The 18,587-nt window shown below is 30.1% G+C and carries 14 protein-coding genes, 1 riboswitch and 1 other annotated feature; of the genes, 13 read left to right on the top strand and 1 reads right to left on the bottom strand.

Going from position 1 to position 18,587, the window contains the following annotated elements; translation table 11 throughout:
* Positions 1 to 8 precede the first annotated feature (8 nt).
* The 7 genes from H8R92_RS06050 to guaA all read left to right on the top strand — a co-directional run bounded on the left by H8R92_RS06050 (position 9) and on the right by guaA (position 9,112).
* A complete protein-coding gene (locus H8R92_RS06050) occupies positions 9 to 929 on the top strand; it encodes a DNA-3-methyladenine glycosylase family protein (RefSeq protein WP_022212079.1) in 921 nt (306 codons plus the stop codon).
* A 144-nt stretch (positions 930 to 1,073) separates the two neighbouring features.
* Entirely contained in the window at positions 1,074 to 2,579 is a 1,506-nt protein-coding gene (locus H8R92_RS06045; RefSeq protein ID WP_022212080.1) for a 4Fe-4S dicluster domain-containing protein, read from the top strand.
* 269 nt (positions 2,580 to 2,848) lie between these two features.
* Positions 2,849 to 3,133, top strand: a complete 285-nt coding sequence (gene groES / locus H8R92_RS06040) for a co-chaperone GroES (RefSeq protein WP_022212081.1) — start codon at positions 2,849 to 2,851, stop codon at positions 3,131 to 3,133.
* 17 nt (positions 3,134 to 3,150) lie between these two features.
* Complete coding sequence (gene groL / locus H8R92_RS06035; RefSeq protein ID WP_022212082.1) at positions 3,151 to 4,773, top strand: chaperonin GroEL; 1,623 nt, start codon at positions 3,151 to 3,153, stop codon at positions 4,771 to 4,773.
* Positions 4,774 to 4,916: 143 nt separating this feature from the next.
* The gene (locus tag H8R92_RS06030; protein WP_022212083.1) at positions 4,917 to 5,672 is read left to right on the top strand and encodes a prepilin peptidase; all 756 of its coding nucleotides are present in this window, start codon (positions 4,917 to 4,919) and stop codon (positions 5,670 to 5,672) included.
* Between the two features lie 184 nt (positions 5,673 to 5,856).
* Positions 5,857 to 5,954: riboswitch (purine riboswitch) on the top strand.
* Positions 5,955 to 6,086: 132 nt separating this feature from the next.
* A complete protein-coding gene (gene guaB / locus H8R92_RS06025) occupies positions 6,087 to 7,541 on the top strand; it encodes an IMP dehydrogenase (RefSeq protein WP_022212084.1) in 1,455 nt (484 codons plus the stop codon).
* A 29-nt stretch (positions 7,542 to 7,570) separates the two neighbouring features.
* Positions 7,571 to 9,112, top strand: coding sequence for a glutamine-hydrolyzing GMP synthase (guaA, locus tag H8R92_RS06020; protein ID WP_022212085.1), 1,542 nt, complete (start codon positions 7,571 to 7,573; stop codon positions 9,110 to 9,112).
* 123 nt (positions 9,113 to 9,235) lie between these two features.
* Here guaA and H8R92_RS06015 read toward each other — a convergent pair whose 3' ends face one another.
* Positions 9,236 to 9,850, bottom strand: coding sequence for an ECF transporter S component (locus H8R92_RS06015; RefSeq protein ID WP_022212086.1), 615 nt, complete (start codon positions 9,848 to 9,850; stop codon positions 9,236 to 9,238).
* A gap of 340 nt (positions 9,851 to 10,190) precedes the next feature.
* On the opposite strand from H8R92_RS06015, the gene H8R92_RS06010 reads away from it, so the two are divergent.
* The 6 genes from H8R92_RS06010 (at position 10,191) to brnQ (ending at position 18,346) form a co-directional block, all read left to right on the top strand.
* Entirely contained in the window at positions 10,191 to 11,027 is an 837-nt protein-coding gene (locus H8R92_RS06010) for an undecaprenyl-diphosphate phosphatase (protein ID WP_022212087.1), read from the top strand.
* A gap of 281 nt (positions 11,028 to 11,308) precedes the next feature.
* Entirely contained in the window at positions 11,309 to 12,109 is an 801-nt protein-coding gene (locus tag H8R92_RS06005) for a M15 family metallopeptidase (protein ID WP_022212088.1), read from the top strand.
* 97 nt (positions 12,110 to 12,206) lie between these two features.
* Positions 12,207 to 13,559 (top strand): glucose-6-phosphate isomerase, encoded by a 1,353-nt coding sequence (locus H8R92_RS06000; RefSeq protein ID WP_022212089.1) that lies wholly within the window; start codon positions 12,207 to 12,209, stop codon positions 13,557 to 13,559.
* 218 nt (positions 13,560 to 13,777) lie between these two features.
* Positions 13,778 to 15,775, top strand: coding sequence for a triple tyrosine motif-containing protein (locus H8R92_RS05995; RefSeq protein ID WP_022212090.1), 1,998 nt, complete (start codon positions 13,778 to 13,780; stop codon positions 15,773 to 15,775).
* A gap of 26 nt (positions 15,776 to 15,801) precedes the next feature.
* Positions 15,802 to 16,551, top strand: a complete 750-nt coding sequence (locus tag H8R92_RS05990; protein ID WP_022212091.1) for a lytic transglycosylase domain-containing protein — start codon at positions 15,802 to 15,804, stop codon at positions 16,549 to 16,551.
* Positions 16,552 to 16,685: 134 nt separating this feature from the next.
* Positions 16,686 to 16,944: a binding site (T-box leader), on the top strand.
* A 70-nt stretch (positions 16,945 to 17,014) separates the two neighbouring features.
* The gene (gene brnQ, locus H8R92_RS05985; protein WP_022212092.1) at positions 17,015 to 18,346 is read left to right on the top strand and encodes a branched-chain amino acid transport system II carrier protein; all 1,332 of its coding nucleotides are present in this window, start codon (positions 17,015 to 17,017) and stop codon (positions 18,344 to 18,346) included.
* Positions 18,347 to 18,587: the final 241 nt, after the last annotated feature.

Genomic DNA, 18,587 nt, shown 5'->3' with positions numbered 1-18,587 from the left:
GGTGTTTTATGGATTATAGAGAAATAATAGAGTCAAATGATTCAGTGATAATAAAAGGTGTTAAGAATTTTAACATTAAACAAATATTGGAATGTGGACAGTGCTTTAGATGGCAGAGAGTTACTGATACTGATTATATAGTTGTGTCTAATAGGAGAGTAATAGAGATTACTCAAGAAGATGATCAGGTAATAATTCACAATACTAATATGGATGACTTCAAAAATATATGGGAAAATTATTTTGATTTAAATACAGAGTATGGACCATTAAAAGAAGAGTTAAGTAAGGATGACTTATTAAAACAAGCTATAGAATTTGGTTATGGAATAAGATTATTAAACCAAGATCCTTTTGAAATGGTAATCAGTTTTATTATTTCAGCAAGAAACAGTATTCCTTCAATAATGAAGACTATTAAGAAAATTTCAGAAAAGTTTGGTGATAAGATAGAGTATAAAGGTGAAGTGTATCATGCTTTTCCAACACCAGAACAATTAAAGAAAGCAACCCTTGAAGATATACAAGAAACAGGAGCATCTTTCAGAAGTAAATACATAATTGATACAATTTATAATATAAATAGGGCTTTAGAAGCAAAGAAATCAGGAAAGTTAACTGATGAATTAAAGATGTATGATTTAGAGTATATAATGTCACTTCCAACAGATGAATGTCATATTGCATTACAAGCTTTTAAAGGAGTAGGTGCTAAGGTGGCAGATTGCATCATGCTTTTCTCTATGGGGAAAAAGTCTGCTTTCCCAGTAGATGTATGGATTAAGAGAGCAATGATTCATTTCTATGTTGCACCAGATGTTTCATTAAATAAGATAAGAGTATTTGGTAGAGAGAAATTTGGTGAACTTTCAGGTTTAGCGCAACAATATTTATTCTATTATGCAAGAGAAAATAGTATTAATGTATAATTGGTAAAAATAGTCAATATATTTAGTGTATTGACTATTTTTTATAGTTTTAAATTACATAATTATGAAAATATATAATAAATTAACAAAATGTAGTATAATATTATGTGGAGTATTGAGAAGGATTTGATAGGGGGAAAAGATATGTTTCAATTTGAAACTCAACTTAAAAAACTTAAGCATGAGGTTCTAACAGCGGTAGCAAAACTTGCTAAAGAAGATAGTGTAACTTTAAATAATATTGAAAAGATTCCATATGAAGTTATTAAAGGGAATAAGCCCACATATAGATGTTGTGTATATAAAGAAAGAGCTATAGTTTTAGAAAGAGCAAAGCTTGCATCAGGATGTTTAGCTGATGGAGATAAGGTTGAGTATAAGCTTGTTGATATAAGGCCAGATGAACAAATAATGTATGTTATTGAAGCAGCCTGCGATAGATGTCCAATTAATAAGTATAATGTAACAGATTCATGTAGAAATTGTATTGCTCATAGATGCAAAGAAGCATGTAATTTTGGTGCAATAAGCATTGTTAATGGAAAGGCATATATTAATCAAGAGCTATGTAGAGAATGTGGAATGTGTAAAAAAGCATGTTCATATGATGCTATATCGGAAGTTATGAGACCATGTAAGAGATCTTGTCCTACTGGAGCTTTGGATATTAATCCTGAAGATAGAAGAGCAATGATAAAAGAAGAAAAATGTGTAAATTGTGGAGCATGTATGACAGCATGTCCTTTTGGTGCTATTTCTGATAAGAGTTTGATAGTACCAGTGGCTAAGAGGTTAGGTAGAGGAAGAAGAATGTATGCCATAGTAGCACCAGCAATTACAGGACAATTTGGAGCAGCAATGAATTATGGTAAGATTAGAAATTCCATTAAAAAGCTTGGTTTTGTGGATATGATAGAAGCTGCTTTAGGAGCTGATGCAGTAACTGTTCATGAAAGCAATGAGTTTATTGAAAGAATGGAAAATGGTGATAAATATATGACTAATTCGTGCTGTCCTGGATTTTTAAGCTTTATTGAAAAGACAGTATCTACTGAAGTAGGAAAGATTTCAGGTACTGTATCACCGATGGTAGCAACAGCTAAATATGTAAAGGCACAAGATCCAGAAGCAAAAATAGTATTTATAGGACCATGTACAGCTAAAAAAGCAGAAGCTATTAGAAATGGTGTTGAAGGTGCTGTTGATTATGTACTTACTTTTGAAGAACTTTTAGCATTATATGCTGCCTTTGTAGTTAATCCATATGAATGTGAGGAAGATGATGTTACTGATGGTTCTGTATTTGGTAGAAACTTTGGTATGTCAGGAGGATTAACAGCAGCTATAGAAAATTACGTTAAAGATAGTGGAGCAACCATTGACTTCAAGCCAGTAAAAGTTTCAGGTTTAGAATGTAAGAAGACAATGACCATGGCCAAAGCAGGTAGACTTTCAGGTAATTTTATAGAAGGTATGATGTGTGAAGGTGGATGTATAAATGGAGCTGGAACAATAGTTACACCTGCTAAAGCTAAGGCAGCCTTTGTTAAGATAAATAATGGATCTCCTATAAAAGCAGTAATAAAAAATGAAAAGTTAGAAAAATTTAAAGACATTAATCTTGAGAGAAAAGTTATAGTAAATAAGTGATTTAGAAAATATAAATCTTATGATAGAAATATACATCAAAAGATTTACTTTAAATGTAAAAGATATAAAATTTTAAAAAATGAAGGAATGATAAGAAACATAGAGTAAATAAAATATAAATTTAAATATTAAGTTATATTTAACCATTAAAAGGCAATAATAAAAAAAGTAATATTTGAAAAGTAAGGAAAAAGGATATATTATAAAAATATAGATAGTAGCACTCTGAGATGGTGAGTGCTAACAAAAGTGATAGGAGGTATTTTTAAATGAATATTAGACCATTAGGAGATAGAGTTGTTATAAAGAAACTAGAGGCTGAATCAACTACAAAGAGTGGTATAGTTCTAACAGGTACAGCTAAAGAACAGCCACAAGAAGCTAAAGTTATGGCTGTAGGTCCAGGAGCTGTTGTAGATGGCAAAAGGGTAGAAATGGACGTAAAAGTTGGAGATAAGATTTTATATTCAAAATATGCAGGAACAGATGTAAAAGTTGCTGGAGAAGAATATATAATATTAAGACAAGATGATATATTAGCAATTGTTGAATAAAAAGGAGGATAATTATTATGGCTAAAATGATTGAATTTGGAGAAGAAGCAAGAAGAGCTATGCAATCTGGTGTTGATAAGCTAGCTAATACAGTAAAGGTTACATTAGGACCTAAAGGAAGAAATGTTATATTAGATAAGAAGTTTGGTTCACCATTAATCACAAATGATGGTGTATCTATAGCAAGAGAAATAGAATTAGAAGATCCATATGAAAATATGGGTGCACAATTAGTTAAGGAAGTGGCAACAAAGACTAATGATGTTGCTGGAGACGGTACTACTACTGCTACTCTTTTAGCACAAGCTATAATAAGAGAAGGACTTAAGAATGTTACAGCTGGTGCAAATCCAATACTTATAAGAAGTGGTATAAGAAAAGCTGTGGATGTGGCAGTTGAAGAAATAAAGAATATATCAAAGCCAGTAGCTGGTAAGGAAGATATTGCAAGAGTTGCAGCCATATCAGCAGCTGATGAAGAAATAGGAACTCTTATTTCTGATGCTATGGAGAAAGTAGGAAATGAAGGAGTTATCACTGTAGAAGAATCTAAATCTATGGGAACAGAATTAGATGTAGTAGAAGGTATGCAATTTGATAGAGGATATGTAAGTCCTTATATGGCAACTGATACTGAAAAGATGGAAGCATTACTTGATAACCCATTAATTTTAATAACTGATAAGAAGATTACTAACATACAAGAAATTTTACCAATACTTGAACAAATAGTTCAAAATGGTAGAAAACTTTTAATCATTGCAGAAGATGTTGAAGGTGAAGCAATGGCTACATTAGTAGTTAATAAGTTAAGGGGAACATTTAACTGTGTTGCTGTTAAGGCTCCTGGATTCGGTGATAGAAGAAAAGAAATGCTACAAGATATAGCAGTTTTAACAGGTGGAGAAGTTATATCAGAAGAATTAGGAAGAGATTTAAAGGAAGTAACTTTAGATATGCTTGGTCAAGCTGAAAGTGTAAAAGTTACTAAGGAAAATACTACAATAGTAAATGGAAAAGGTGAAAAATCACTTATTAAAGAAAGAATAAATCAAATAAAGACGCAAATCGAAGAAACATCTTCTGAATTTGACAAAGAAAAGCTTCAAGAAAGATTAGCAAAACTTTCAGGTGGAGTTGCAGTAATCAAAGTTGGAGCTGCTACAGAAACTGAATTAAAAGAAAGAAAGCTAAGAATCGAAGATGCTTTAGCAGCTACAAAAGCAGCTGTGGAAGAAGGAATTGTTCCAGGTGGTGGAACTGCTTATGTAAATGCAATTAATAAAGTAGCAGAATTAACTTCAGAAGTTGATGATACACAAGTAGGTATAAATATAATTGTTAAAGCTCTAGAAGAGCCAATGAGACAAATTGCTATAAATGCAGGACTTGAAGGTTCAGTAATCATTGAAAAAGTTAAATACAGTGAAGCAGGAATTGGATATGATGCATTAAATGATAAATATGTAAATATGCTTCAAGCAGGAATTGTTGATCCAACAAAGGTTACAAGATCAGCACTTCAAAATGCAGCATCAGTAGCATCTACATTCTTAACAACAGAAGCTGCTGTAGTAGATATTCCACAAAAGGAAGCTCCAGCACCAGCTCCAGGAATGGGAATGGATGGAATGTATTAATATAAAAAAACACCAAGCAAGTAAAATTGTTTGGTGTTTTTTTATATTTTCATTAAAGTTTTTATTTTTAATACATTATAAATTATTACTAAAATGTTAATAATTTTAATAATTATTATAAATATAAAGGAAGTGTTATATATTTGGAGATTATATTCATTGCAATTATTGGATTATGTATAGGTAGTTTTTTAAATGTATGTATTTATAGAATTCCACGAGAAGAATCCATTATATTTCCACCATCTCATTGCACCACTTGTAGCTATAAATTGCAGAGCTATGACTTAATTCCTCTTTTAAGTTATTTATTTTTAAAGGGGAGATGCAGAGGATGTGGAGAGAGGATATCTATTAAATATTCTCTTATTGAAATGCTCAATTCATTATTATATGTTCTTATATACTGTAATTATGGAAATTCAATTGATTCATTAAAAGGGTTTTTATTAAGTTCTCTTTTAATAGTTATTGCAGGTATTGATTTAAAAACACACTACATATATAAATCCACTACCATCTTTGGGATAGGAGCCTTTATCTTTATAGAGATAATAGATTTATTAATTTCATGGCAAATACCCTGGGAAAATTTATTAGCTGGAGCTTTAGGAGTAATAGTTATTGGAGCAATAGTATTTTTTACTGGAGGTATGGGAGAAGGTGATATTGAGATTGCTTTAATTATAGGATTATTTTTAGGTATTAAAGGGCTTATGCTTGCTTTGTTTATAGCATTTATTCTAGGAGGAATTATAGCTAGCATATTCTTGATATTAAAGTTTAAGGAAAGAAAAGCAGAAATAGCATTTGGTCCATACTTAGCTATAGGAGCAATTATTTCATTATTATATAGTACAGAAATAATTAACTGGTATATATCATTGATGAAAATATAGCATTTTTATTATATAATGAGGGAAGCTTTTATTAGCAACATTAGATTATAGGTATCATCAATGGTGGTAATTATAATAGGGTAAATTATGATATGTCAAAAGTGGAGAAAAATAGATTTGCTAGAGTTGTTTTAATGTTGACAATATAAAGTAAATACTCTATAATTAAAAAAAAAATCGCAAGGCAACAAACATTATGAAAACTTATATATACCCTGAATATGGCAGGGCGTTTCTACCGGAAACCATTAATTTCCGACTATAAGTAAGATTAAATGTCTTTATATCTTATAGAATAAGTTTAAGATTATTAGGCGTATTAACCTTACTTAAAGGTTAATATGCTTTTTTTTACAATTAAATAGATTATATTAGCAATTATTACATATTTTTATATATTTGGAGGGAATAACAATGGCTCAAATTATTAAAACTGCTTACACATTTGATGATGTGTTATTAGTACCAAACAAATCAGAAATTTTACCTAATGAAGTTAGTTTAAAAACTAAATTAACAAAGAAAATATCATTAAATATACCATTAATGAGTGCAAGTATGGATACTGTTACTGAATCTAAAATGGCTATAGCTATGGCAAGAGAAGGCGGAATTGGTATAATCCATAAGAACATGACTATAGAAGAACAAGCTATAGAAGTAGATAGAGTTAAGAGACAGGAAAATGGCGTAATTACTGATCCAATATTCTTAAATGAAGATAACACAGTAAGACAAGCATTAGAATTAATGGCTAAATATAGAATTTCAGGAGTTCCTGTAACAAGAGGAACTAAATTAGTTGGAATAATAACTAATAGAGATATAGTTTTTGAAACAAACTATGATAAGACACTTGATGAAGTAATGACAAAGAGCCCATTAATAACAGCAAAGGAAGGAACTACTTTAGAAGAAGCTTTAGAAATCTTAAAGAAGCATAAAATAGAAAAACTTCCTTTAATAGATGATGATAACAATTTAAAAGGATTAATTACTATAAAAGATATTGAAAAGGCAAAGGCATATCCTAATGCAGCAAAAGATAGTAAAGGAAGACTTTTATGTGGAGCTTCAGTAGGAATTACTAACGATATGATGGAAAGAGTTGAAGCCTTAGTAAAAGCAAAAGTAGATGTTATTACACTTGATACAGCGCATGGACATAGTAAAGGTGTTATTGAAGGTGTAAGAAAAATAAAGAGTGTTTATCCAGAACTTCAAATAATAGCAGGTAATATTGCTACAGCGGAAGCAGTAAGAGACTTAGTTGAAGCAGGAGCTGATTGTGTTAAAGTTGGTATAGGACCAGGATCAATTTGTACAACAAGAATAGTTGCTGGTGTAGGTGTTCCACAATTAACAGCAGTTATGGATTGTGTAGAAGAAGGAAGAAAATATGGTGTTCCGGTTATTGCTGATGGTGGATTAAAGTATTCAGGAGATATAGTTAAGGCTTTAGCAGCAGGGGCACAGGTTTGTATGATGGGTTCAATGCTAGCTGGATGTGAGGAATCTCCAGGAGAAACTGAAATATATCAAGGAAGAACATACAAAGTATATAGAGGTATGGGATCTTTAGCAGCTATGGAAAAAGGATCTAGTGATAGATATTTCCAAAATGGAACAAAGAAATTTGTACCAGAAGGCGTTGAAGGGAGAGTTGCTTATAAGGGACCAGTATCAGATACTATATTCCAATTATTAGGTGGAATAAAATCAGGTATGGGATATTTAGGAGCACCAACATTAGATAATTTATATGAAAATGCTAAATTTGTGGTTCAAACTGCTTCAGGTATAAGAGAAAGCCATCCACATGATATCAATATAACAAAAGAAGCTCCAAACTATAGCGTTAGAGAGTAATACTATAAAAGGACATTAGGAGGATTTCAATGAAGAAAGAATTAATACTAGTGCTTGACTTTGGTGGTCAGTATAATCAGTTAATAGCAAGAAGAGTCAGAGAATGTAATGTATATTGTGAGGTTCATCCGTATAATTTAAGTATAGAAAAAATAAGAGAAATGAATCCAAAGGGAATAATATTTACTGGTGGACCTAATAGTGTATACGGTGAAAACTCACCGCTATGTGATAAAGAAATATTTAATATTGGAATACCAGTGCTAGGAATATGCTATGGATCACAACTAATGGCTTATTTATTAGGAGGAAGTGTAGCAACTGCTCCAGTTAGTGAATATGGTAAAACAGAAGTTAGTGTGGATGCAAAATCAAAAATATTTGAAGGTGTACAAGACAAGACTATATGTTGGATGAGCCATACAGATTATATAGAAAAAGCTCCAGAAGATTTTAATATAGTAGGAAGTACTCCAGTATGTCCTGTGGCAGCTATGGAATGTGTAGAAAAGAACTTATATGCAGTTCAATTCCATCCTGAAGTTATGCATACTAAAGAAGGAACTAAGATGTTATCAAACTTTGTGTACAATATTTGTAATTGTGCTGGAGATTGGACAATGGATTCTTTTGTTGAAAAATCAATTGAAGAAATTCGTGAAAGAATTGGTAATGGTAAAGCACTATGTGCATTATCAGGTGGTGTTGATTCATCAGTAGCAGCAGTTCTTTTATCAAAAGCAATTGGTAAGCAATTAACATGTGTGTTTGTTGATCATGGTTTACTTCGTAAAGATGAAGGTGATGAAGTAGAAGCTATCTTTGGGCCAGAAGGACACTATGATTTAAACTTTATTAGAGTAAATGCACAAGATAGATTCTATGAAGCTCTTGCTGGAGTAGAAGATCCAGAAAGAAAGAGAAAAATTATTGGTGAAGAGTTCATTAGAGTATTTGAAGAAGAAGCTAAGAAAATAGGTATGGTAGATTTCTTAGTTCAAGGAACAATTTATCCAGATATAATTGAAAGTGGTCTTGGTGATTCAGCAGTGATAAAATCTCATCATAATGTTGGGGGGCTTCCTGATTATGTTGATTTTAAAGAAATAATTGAACCTTTAAGATTATTATTTAAGGATGAAGTAAGAAAAGCAGGATTAGAACTTGGTATACCTGAAAAATTAGTATATAGACAACCATTCCCAGGACCAGGATTAGGTATAAGAATAATTGGTGAAGTAACAGCTGAAAAGGTAAAGATAGTTCAAGAAGCTGATGCAATTTATAGAGAAGAAATTGCTAAGGCTGGTTTAGATAAAGAAATCGGGCAATACTTTGCAGCGTTAACTAATATGAGATCTGTAGGAGTTATGGGTGATGAAAGAACTTATGATTATGCAGTTGCACTTAGAGCAGTAACTACAAGTGATTTCATGACAGCAGAATCTGCTGATCTTCCATGGGAAGTACTTGGAAAAGTAACAACTAGAATAGTAAATGAAGTTAATGGAGTTAACCGTGTATTCTATGATTGCACAGGAAAACCACCAGCTACTATAGAATTTGAATAGTTGAAACTGAGCTGTAAAGCCTTTGTTTACAAGGGTTTTACAGCTTTTCCTTTAGAGGCAGTTCACTGAAATATCAAAACTGCTTTTTTATAAAGGTTGATTTTATTCTTTAAAAGAAATTGCTTAATTTTTTTTAAAATAAAGTAATAGTGTTTTACTTACAGTAAAAGAAATTACAGAACAAATAGCAGTTTCTATCAAAGCTTGTACACCAACCATAGATAATATTAATAAAAATGGATTAGTTAAACCAGTAGCTTGACTTAATCCTTGTATATAGTCAGTATTATAAAAAATTAGCATTAATAAGCTCATGTAAAAAAATGTGTTTAGCAAAGGAGCTGATATGCTACCAATTAAACAACGAAAATTATCATGTTTTGGTAGAAGTTTTTTTAGACCTAAGACAATAGCTCCAGTGGATAATCCCATTAAAATACGTCCACCTACAGTAACAATAAAGCTACCAATAATACTGGCTGAGAACATAGCTTGTGTCATCAAGCCAGTGCTGGAAAATCCTTTAGCAAAACTTATAAGACCAAAGACTAAACTAAGTATTAGTCCTTCAATTGGTCCTAAAACAATAGCTCCTACTGCTACTGGAATGGAAAGAAGAGAGGCTGCAATAAATCCTAATTGCAGATAACCAAGTGGAGTATAGCCCATAAGTAGTTCTAGTGCAATCAATAAGGCCAATTGGCACATACGACGCACGTCAAAATTTAATGTTTTCATATTTAAATTACCTCCTGCTGCTGTCTCCTATAAAGTGGAGTATAGCGCATATTTTTTGTAAATCAGTTTTTATTCTACAATTATCATTAATTTTTTTCAAGAAGTACGAGGATTTTAAAGCTATAAAGAAACAAAAAATCATTTGTTGTTGACTTGGACTAGACTCTAAATGCTATAATCTGAAAAAAGATGTAAGATGATTATGATAATTTTTTTTGTGAAATAAAAGATAAGTTTTACAGGAATTAAGATAAATGTAATAAATAATATAACTTATGTAATGTTTTTTATGATAAAATATTAAAGTTAAATCAATAAAAAAAGAAATAAGGAGTTAACTATGGACATTATATTAATTTTTAAGGCAATAATACTAGGTATTGTTGAAGGAATTACAGAATGGCTACCAGTAAGTAGTACAGGACATATGATTTTAGTTGATGAATTTATCAAACTTAATGTGTCACCTGCATTTAAAGAAATGTTCTTTGTAGTAATTCAATTAGGAGCTGTAATGGCTGTTGTAGTACTTTATTGGAAAAAGTTGTTTCCATTTTCAACAAGTGAAAAATTCTTAGTAAAAAAAGATACTTTTCAAATGTGGTTTAAAATTGTAGTTGCATGTATTCCAGCAGCAATAGTAGGAATATTATTTGATGATAAGATTGACGAACTATTTTATAATTATCAAACTGTTGCATTAGCATTAATTATTGTTGGTATTGCATTTATTATAGTTGAAAAGAAAAATAAAGGAAGAGTGTTTATGAAAACAAAGCTTTCTGATATTACATATAAGGATGCAGTTATTATTGGATTATTTCAACTTATTGCAGCAATTTTTCCAGGAACATCTCGTTCAGGTGCAACTATAGTTGGTGCAATAATATTTGGAGTTTCAAGAGGGTTAGCTACAGAATTTACTTTTTTCTTAGCGATACCAGTAATGTTTGGGGCAAGTTTACTAAAAATATTAAAATTTGGACTTACATTTACAGGAACTGAAATATCAGTATTATTAATTGGTATGATCGTAGCTTTTATAGTATCTATGATATCAATTAAATTCCTAACAGATTATGTTAAAAAGCATGATTTTACTGTTTTTGGATGGTATAGAATAATCTTAGGAATAATAGTTATATTATATTTTTTAGGAAAGACATTTATTTTTTAATATATATTTAAAAGTGTATATATGGAAATAACTTTCGATATTAGTTAATAAAAAGGAACTGTCACAATAGCGGATAAAAAATCTGTTAGCGATAGTTCCTTTTCTATATTTTTATAAAATTTAAGGAATATTTTATGATATATATAGACATTATTTAAAAATAGATTGAAGAAAAATTACAAATTAGTATAAAATAAATATGTGAAATAAGTTTAAAGAATTTTTTATATTTAAAAAGTTATGATAAAATCAAATAGGATAAGTTGGAAAAGGGGAAAAAAATGGACTTTAAAAAGAAAAAAAAAGATGGAGTTATATTTGCATTATTGATTGTTATAGTAATATCAGGAGCACTTATATTAGGCAGAGATAAAATATTTACTTCAGAGGTAGATAATAACATACACTTAGAAGATGAAAGCAATATAGTAACTGAAGGAGAGACTGAAAAAGCATCAGATAATAATGAAGAATTAGAAAAATTACTGAACATAAAAAATAATTCCTTAATGATGTTAGTAAATAGAAATAATACTTTAAGTTCAGATTATGTACCAGATGAACTTGTCTTAAGTGAAATAGACTTTGTAAGTTATATTGAAACAAGATATTTAGCAAAATCAACAGCTGAAGCTGCAAAAGCAATGTTTGAAGCAGCAAAGGAAGATGGCATAACTTTACTTGGAGCTTCAGGATATAGATCTTATGAGGTACAAGAGAGCCTTTATAATTCAAGAGTTGTAAATGAAGGACAAGAAGAAGCAGATAGGTATACAGCAAAACCAGGGCAAAGTGAACATCAGACAGGATTAGCTTTAGATATATTAAGTGAAGATTATCAAGATATGGATGATAATTTTGATTCTACAGAAGCTTATGCATGGCTTAAGGAAAATTGTTATAAATATGGCTTTATCCTTAGATATATGAAAGGAAAAGAGAATATAACAGGTTTTTTATATGAGCCATGGCATTATAGATATATAGGAAATAGTGAAGTGGCAAAAGAAATTATGGATAGGAATTTAACTTTTGAGCAATATATAGAAGAATTAGATGCAAAAATTCAAGAGCTAAGTTAAAGATATAAAGATTTTATTGTTAAAAATTTATACAAATAGATAAAATGTGTTATAATTAACTATGTTAATGATTTCACGATTCAATGGAGGTAAATAGATGAATAAAGGTTTAAGTTTAGATTTGTCAAAAGTAATGCCATATGCAGACTTTTCTGAAATAGAAAAGATGGAAGCTATGGTGAAATGCGCACATGAAACAGTTCATGAAGGAACTGGAGCAGGAAATGATTTTTTAGGATGGTTAGATTTACCTGTTAATTATGATAAGGCTGAATTTGATAGAATTAAAAAAGCAGCAGAAAAAATTAAGAGTGATTCAGATGTACTTGTAGTAATAGGTATTGGAGGATCATACTTAGGTGCTAGAGCAGCAATTGAAATGCTTAAAAATCATTTCTATAATGTTTTAGATAACAGTAAGAGAAACACTCCACAAGTATTCTTTGTTGGAAATAACATAAGTTCAACATATGTAGCTGATCTTTTAGAAGTAATTGAAGGAAAAGATATATCTGTTAACGTTATTTCAAAATCAGGAACAACTACTGAACCAGCTATAGCGTTTAGAATATTTAAAGACTATATGGAAAAGAAATATGGTGTTGAAGGTGCTAAATCTAGAATATATGCTACTACTGATAAAGCAAGAGGAGCATTAAAGAATTTAGCAGATACAATGGGATATGAAACTTTCGTTATTCCAGATGACGTAGGTGGAAGATTTTCAGTATTAACTGCAGTAGGATTATTACCAATTGCAGCAGCTGGAATTAACATAGATGATATGATGCAAGGTGCAGCAGATGCAAGAGAAAAGTATTCAAATCCTTCAATTAAGGAAAATGAATGTTATCAATATGCAGCTATGAGAAATGCTTTATATAATAAAGGTAAAAATATAGAAGTATTAGTTAACTATGAACCAGCTTTACATTACTTCAATGAATGGTGGAAGCAATTATATGGAGAATCAGAAGGAAAGGATCAAAAAGGTATTTTCCCAGCAGCAGTAGATTTCTCAACTGATTTACATTCTATGGGACAATTCATTCAAGATGGATCAAGAATAATGTTCGAAACAGTATTAAATGTTGAAAATCCACTTAAAGAAATTGTTCTAGAAGAAGCAGAAGTTGATACAGATGGATTAAACTTCTTAGCCGGAAAGACAATAGACTTTGTTAATAAGCAAGCATTTAAAGGAACTTTATTAGCTCATAATGATGGTGGAGTTCCAAATATGGTATTAAATATTCCAGAATTAAGCGCTTACTACTTTGGACAAATGGTTTACTTCTTTGAAAAAGCATGTGCAATAAGCGGATACTTATTAGGTGTTAATCCATTTGACCAACCAGGTGTTGAAGCATATAAGAAAAATATGTTTGCTTTACTTGGTAAACCAGGCTATGAAGAATTAAAAGCTGAATTAGAATCAAGATTAAAATAATATGACAATAATTGTAGATGGAGATGCCTGTTTAGGTATCTCCATTATTTTAATTAATATAGATGGAACTTAGAATAAACTATAGATAATAATGTATGGTTTATTCTTTTTTTACAGTTTATAGACAAATTTCAACTGTAAAATTAAAAAAAATTGCTGTATAATTACATTAGGGAAAATATGTAAAAGAGGGACTTGTTAGAGAGAGGTGCATGTATATGGGGGATATGTTAATAGAATTAAATAAAAAAAATGATTTATCTATAAATGAAGAAGTTGAAATATCAGTTTCATCTGAATTAAAAGATATAATAAATTATAAATTCATAGAAGGATATGATGGAGTATGGAACTCTATTCAGGATTATTCAGCAAAACAAAAATGTACATGGACTCCTAAGAATGTTGGAAGATATATGATTATGGTCTTAGGAGAAACTAAAGACTCTAGTAAGCCTTATTCTGAGAGGATAAACGTAGTAGTCAATGATAAGGTAAGGCTTATAAAGGATGTTCAGTTTGAAAAAAATAAGTTGCATATTGGAGATAAGATTAATATATCTGTACTATCTGATGAAGAACTATTATTATATAGATTTTGGATTAAGGGAGAAGTAGATTGGGAGCCTCTTAGAGATTATGGTACAGATAATTTATTTAGTTTTACAGCTAATAGTGCAGGACAAAAGGAAATATTGATTGAATGTAAAAGAGTAGATTCAGTAAATAATGTTGATGATTTTACTGTTATAAAATTAGAGGTAAAAGATATAGAAGAAGTAGAAATAACTGACTTTAAAACACTTACACCTAATATGATAGTGGGAGAAGAGCTTATATTTGTAGTGGAGGCTAATTATGATACTAAAAGGCCTTTGTTATATAAGTTTTTAAAGATATTACCAAATGGAAAAATAGTATGCATACAAGAATTTTCTTCTAAGAAAACAGTTGCTTTTAAGGAAAATAAAAGTGGTGAGTATAAGCTTTTATGTTATGTACGTGATATGCTCTCTAACAAAGAATATGATGATAGGGCAGTGATTTTATACAAAGTAAAACAGTATGAGCCTATAAAGATAAAAAGATTTGAGGCAGATATGTCATCTCCACAAAAGGCTAATATACAAATTAATTTAAATGTAAGAGTTATTGGAGGTAGAGAAGTTCTTTATAGATATATCATAGATGGGCCAATAGCTGATGATAGTGGATATATTAGAAGTAATAGTTATTTATGGACTCCAGAGGAAGAAGGTGAATATACAATAACCTTGAAAGTAAAAGATATTTCCTATAAGGGAGATTATGAAGATATAACTAAAATTCCATATATCATCAATGCAAGAGGTGAAAGACCAGTGAGGATAATAGATCTAAAATGTGATGGTGGAAAATATGTACTTAAGAATAATCCAGTAAATATAAAATGTAAAGCCTGTGGAGGTAGCAAAATTTTATACCAATTTAGGATTTTTAAAGATGGCAAACTAAGAGAAAGTATTGAATATGATAAAGGTAACTGGTTAAGCTTTATCCCTGATGAATGTGGTGAATACGAAATAGAAGTAAAGGCAAAGGATTTTTATTCAGCGAAAGAGTATGATTCAAGCATATCTACTGTTATTAAAGTACAAGACTTTATTCCAGCAGAAATAAAATATGTTTTATCAAATAGTAAGGAAATATATATTGTTAATGAGACTATAGATATAGAAGTAATAATGGAAAATACCAATAATTCATTAGTAAGGTTTGTTACTTCGATTAATGGACAAGAAGTTGAGGATACAGGTTATGTTGAAAGCAAACTTTTAAGGCTTAAGCCAAGATGCCAAGGTAAATACAATGTTAATATATTTGCTAAGAATGCTAAGTCATCTAAGGAGTATGATAGTAGGGAGTTATTTTCCATATATGTTCATGAAGTTATTCCAGTGAATGGAACTAAAGTTTTTGCATCTTCTGACGAAATAAAAGTAGGCAGGGATATTACCTTTGAAGCAGAATCTCAAGGGGGAAAAGATGTCTGCTATGAATTTTATATGATGAATAAAGGAAACTGGATTTTGGTGCAAGAGTATAGTAAAAAGAAATATTATAGCTTTATACCATTTGTTAGTGGAAAATATAAAATATTAGTTTTAAGCAAGAGTTTTTATAAGAAAGTTAATTATGAAGACTACGATATAATGGAATTTAATGTAGAAGAGTAATAAACATATACAAAGGAGAAGAAGTTATGGATATATCATCTGTAGAGCAATATATAGGATATACGGTAGCTAGTCAGTTAATGAAAGAGTCATTGGGGGATGGCATGGAGTATGAATTAGTATTTCAGGCATTGCTTGAACAAATGCAGAATAATAATGTATCATCAGAAGTAAGTGAAGAAGAAATTAAGGATATTATATCTAATTCATCTGTTAGTCTTGATTCGCTTCCTTTAATTAGAAATGGAGATAATATACCGTTATATGGAAATAAAAGTCTTACTTATAATTTAAGCGATTTATCATCTTTAGGTATAACAAGTAGTAATGATATAAGTGGTATTGATACAAGTTATTATGAAAATACTGATTTATCAGAAATATATGATACAGTAAATAAATATGCATCAATGTATGATGTTGACCCAGCATTAGTACTTGCAGTAATAAAAGCAGAATCTAATTTTGATGCAAATGCAACATCAGGTGCAGGAGCAATTGGACTTATGCAAGTTATGGATTTTAACTTAGAATCATTAGGTGTAGTTAATGGTTATGATATAGATGAAAATATAAGAGCTGGTGTAAGTATTCTTAAAGGTTATTTAGATGACTGTAATGGAGATATAGCTATGGCACTTATGGCTTATAATGCAGGACCAGGAACTATGATGAATAGAGGTGTAATTTCATCAGAACATCTTTATAAAATGCCTTTAGAAACACAAAACTATGTACCAAAAGTATTAACATACTATGATGAATATAATAGATAATTTATTAAAGTAGACAAACATATTTAGCTGTTTTAGTAGTTATTAGAATAAATTATGGAATATTTTTCAATAAAAAATTATAAAAATAATTATTGATATAAGTTTTTATAATTGGTATAATGAATAAAAATTATAGAAATTCGATAAAGAGAAAGAGTAAGTTATAGGATGTCCTACAGAGAGTTGGTGTATGCTGAAAGCCGATGTTCAAAATATAGCTGAAAATCATCTCCTAGAAGCAACGCAGAAAAGAAATGAGTAAGTGTTGACGTAGTCTTTCCACGTTACAGGATAAGCGTATTGATAGATGCGAGCAGAGTGCTATAAAAGATTAATATATAATTGATTTTTTATAGAATTAGGGTGGTAACACGGATGTAATCCGTCCCTTGAGTAATCAAGGGGCGGTTTTTTTATTTATTGAAAAACTATAATTAAGTAATATTAATAGGGGGAAAACAATATGAAAAAATTATCAAGAAAGGATCTATTATTTTTAGGACTAATGCTCTTCTCACTGTTTTTTGGAGCAGGAAATCTAATATTTCCACCATTTTTAGGACAATCAGCAGGAGATAAAGTATGGATTGCATTAGGGGCATTTTTAATTACAGCAGTAGGATTTCCAATATTAGGGGTTATTGCTGTAGCTAAAAGTGGAGGTTTAGAAAAATTAGCTAGAAGAGTAAATCCTCTTTTTGCGTCTGTATTTACAGTACTTATTTATTTATCTATTGGACCTTGCTTAGGAATTCCAAGAGCAGGAAGTTTACCATTTGAAATGGTGGTATCTCCATATTTACCAAGTCATATGTCAGAAACCATAGCTCGTTTATTATTTACTTTAGTATTCTTTTCAGTGGCATATTGGCTTTCATTATCGCCAACTAAGTTAGTTGATCGTATGGGAAAAGTATTAACACCAACATTATTAACTTTAATATTTGTAATTGTTATAGGAGCATTCTTTAAGCCATTAGGTTCATATGGTGAAGCAACAGGTGCATATGTAAATTCACCATTTGTTACAGGTTTCTTAGAAGGATACTTAACAATGGACACTATAGCAGCATTAAACTTTGGAATTGTTATTGCACTTGCTATTAAAACAAAAGGTGTTAAAGAAGAAAAAGCTGTAGTATCAACATCAATAAAAGCTGGATTTATTGCTGGTGGTTTACTTGTGTTAATTTATGCAGCCCTTGCACATTTAGGAGCAACTAGTGGAGGAAGATTTGGTGAAACAGCAAATGGAGCAGTTACATTAACAAATGTTACTACTTACTTATTTGGTAAACCAGGTGCAGTATTACTAGCAGTAATATTTACTCTTGCATGTTTAACAACAAGTGTAGGGTTAATTAGTTCTTGTAGTCAATATTTTGCAAGCTTATCTGATAAAATAAGTTATAAAGGATGGGTAAGAATTTTAGCTCTTTCAAGTATGATTCTTGCTAATATGGGATTAACAAAGATTTTATCTATTTCAGTTCCTGTTTTAGATATGATTTATCCAATAGCTATTATGCTAATTGTTTTAGCTATGGTTGATAAATTTATAAAAGGTAGCAGAATAGTGTATTCATTAACGATTTTATTTACAGGAGTAGTAAGTGTAATTTATGGATTAAAAGGTTTTGGTATAGAATTAGGTGATAAAATATTTGGTAATTTACCTCTTTATACTGAAGGTTTAGGTTGGTTAGTTCCAGCAATATTAGGTATAGTTCTTGGATTAATCATTAGTGCTATAAAAGAAAAATCACAAATAACAGAAGAAATTGTAAATGAATAAAAGTATAATTTAAAACAAAAGTGTTATAGAAGTAATAAACTTTACTTTTATAACACTTTTTTAAAGTACAGGAAAGTATAAAATTTTCGATGGCTGAAAGTTATATGTTATCTAGCATTCAGCCTTTAAATATGTTAAATTTATTAATTATAAATTAGAGGTTTTTACATATGAAAAAAGGTAAAATAAAAATAATACTAGAAGATCACTGGCATGGGTTCTTAAAAATATATGAAAATAA

This window comes from Clostridium lentum (genome assembly GCF_014287815.1).
Classification (GTDB): Bacteria; Bacillota; Clostridia; order Clostridiales; family Clostridiaceae; genus Clostridium; species Clostridium lentum.
Note: the sequence above shows the minus strand (reverse complement) of the source record. Positions and strands in the feature narration are given on the sequence as shown.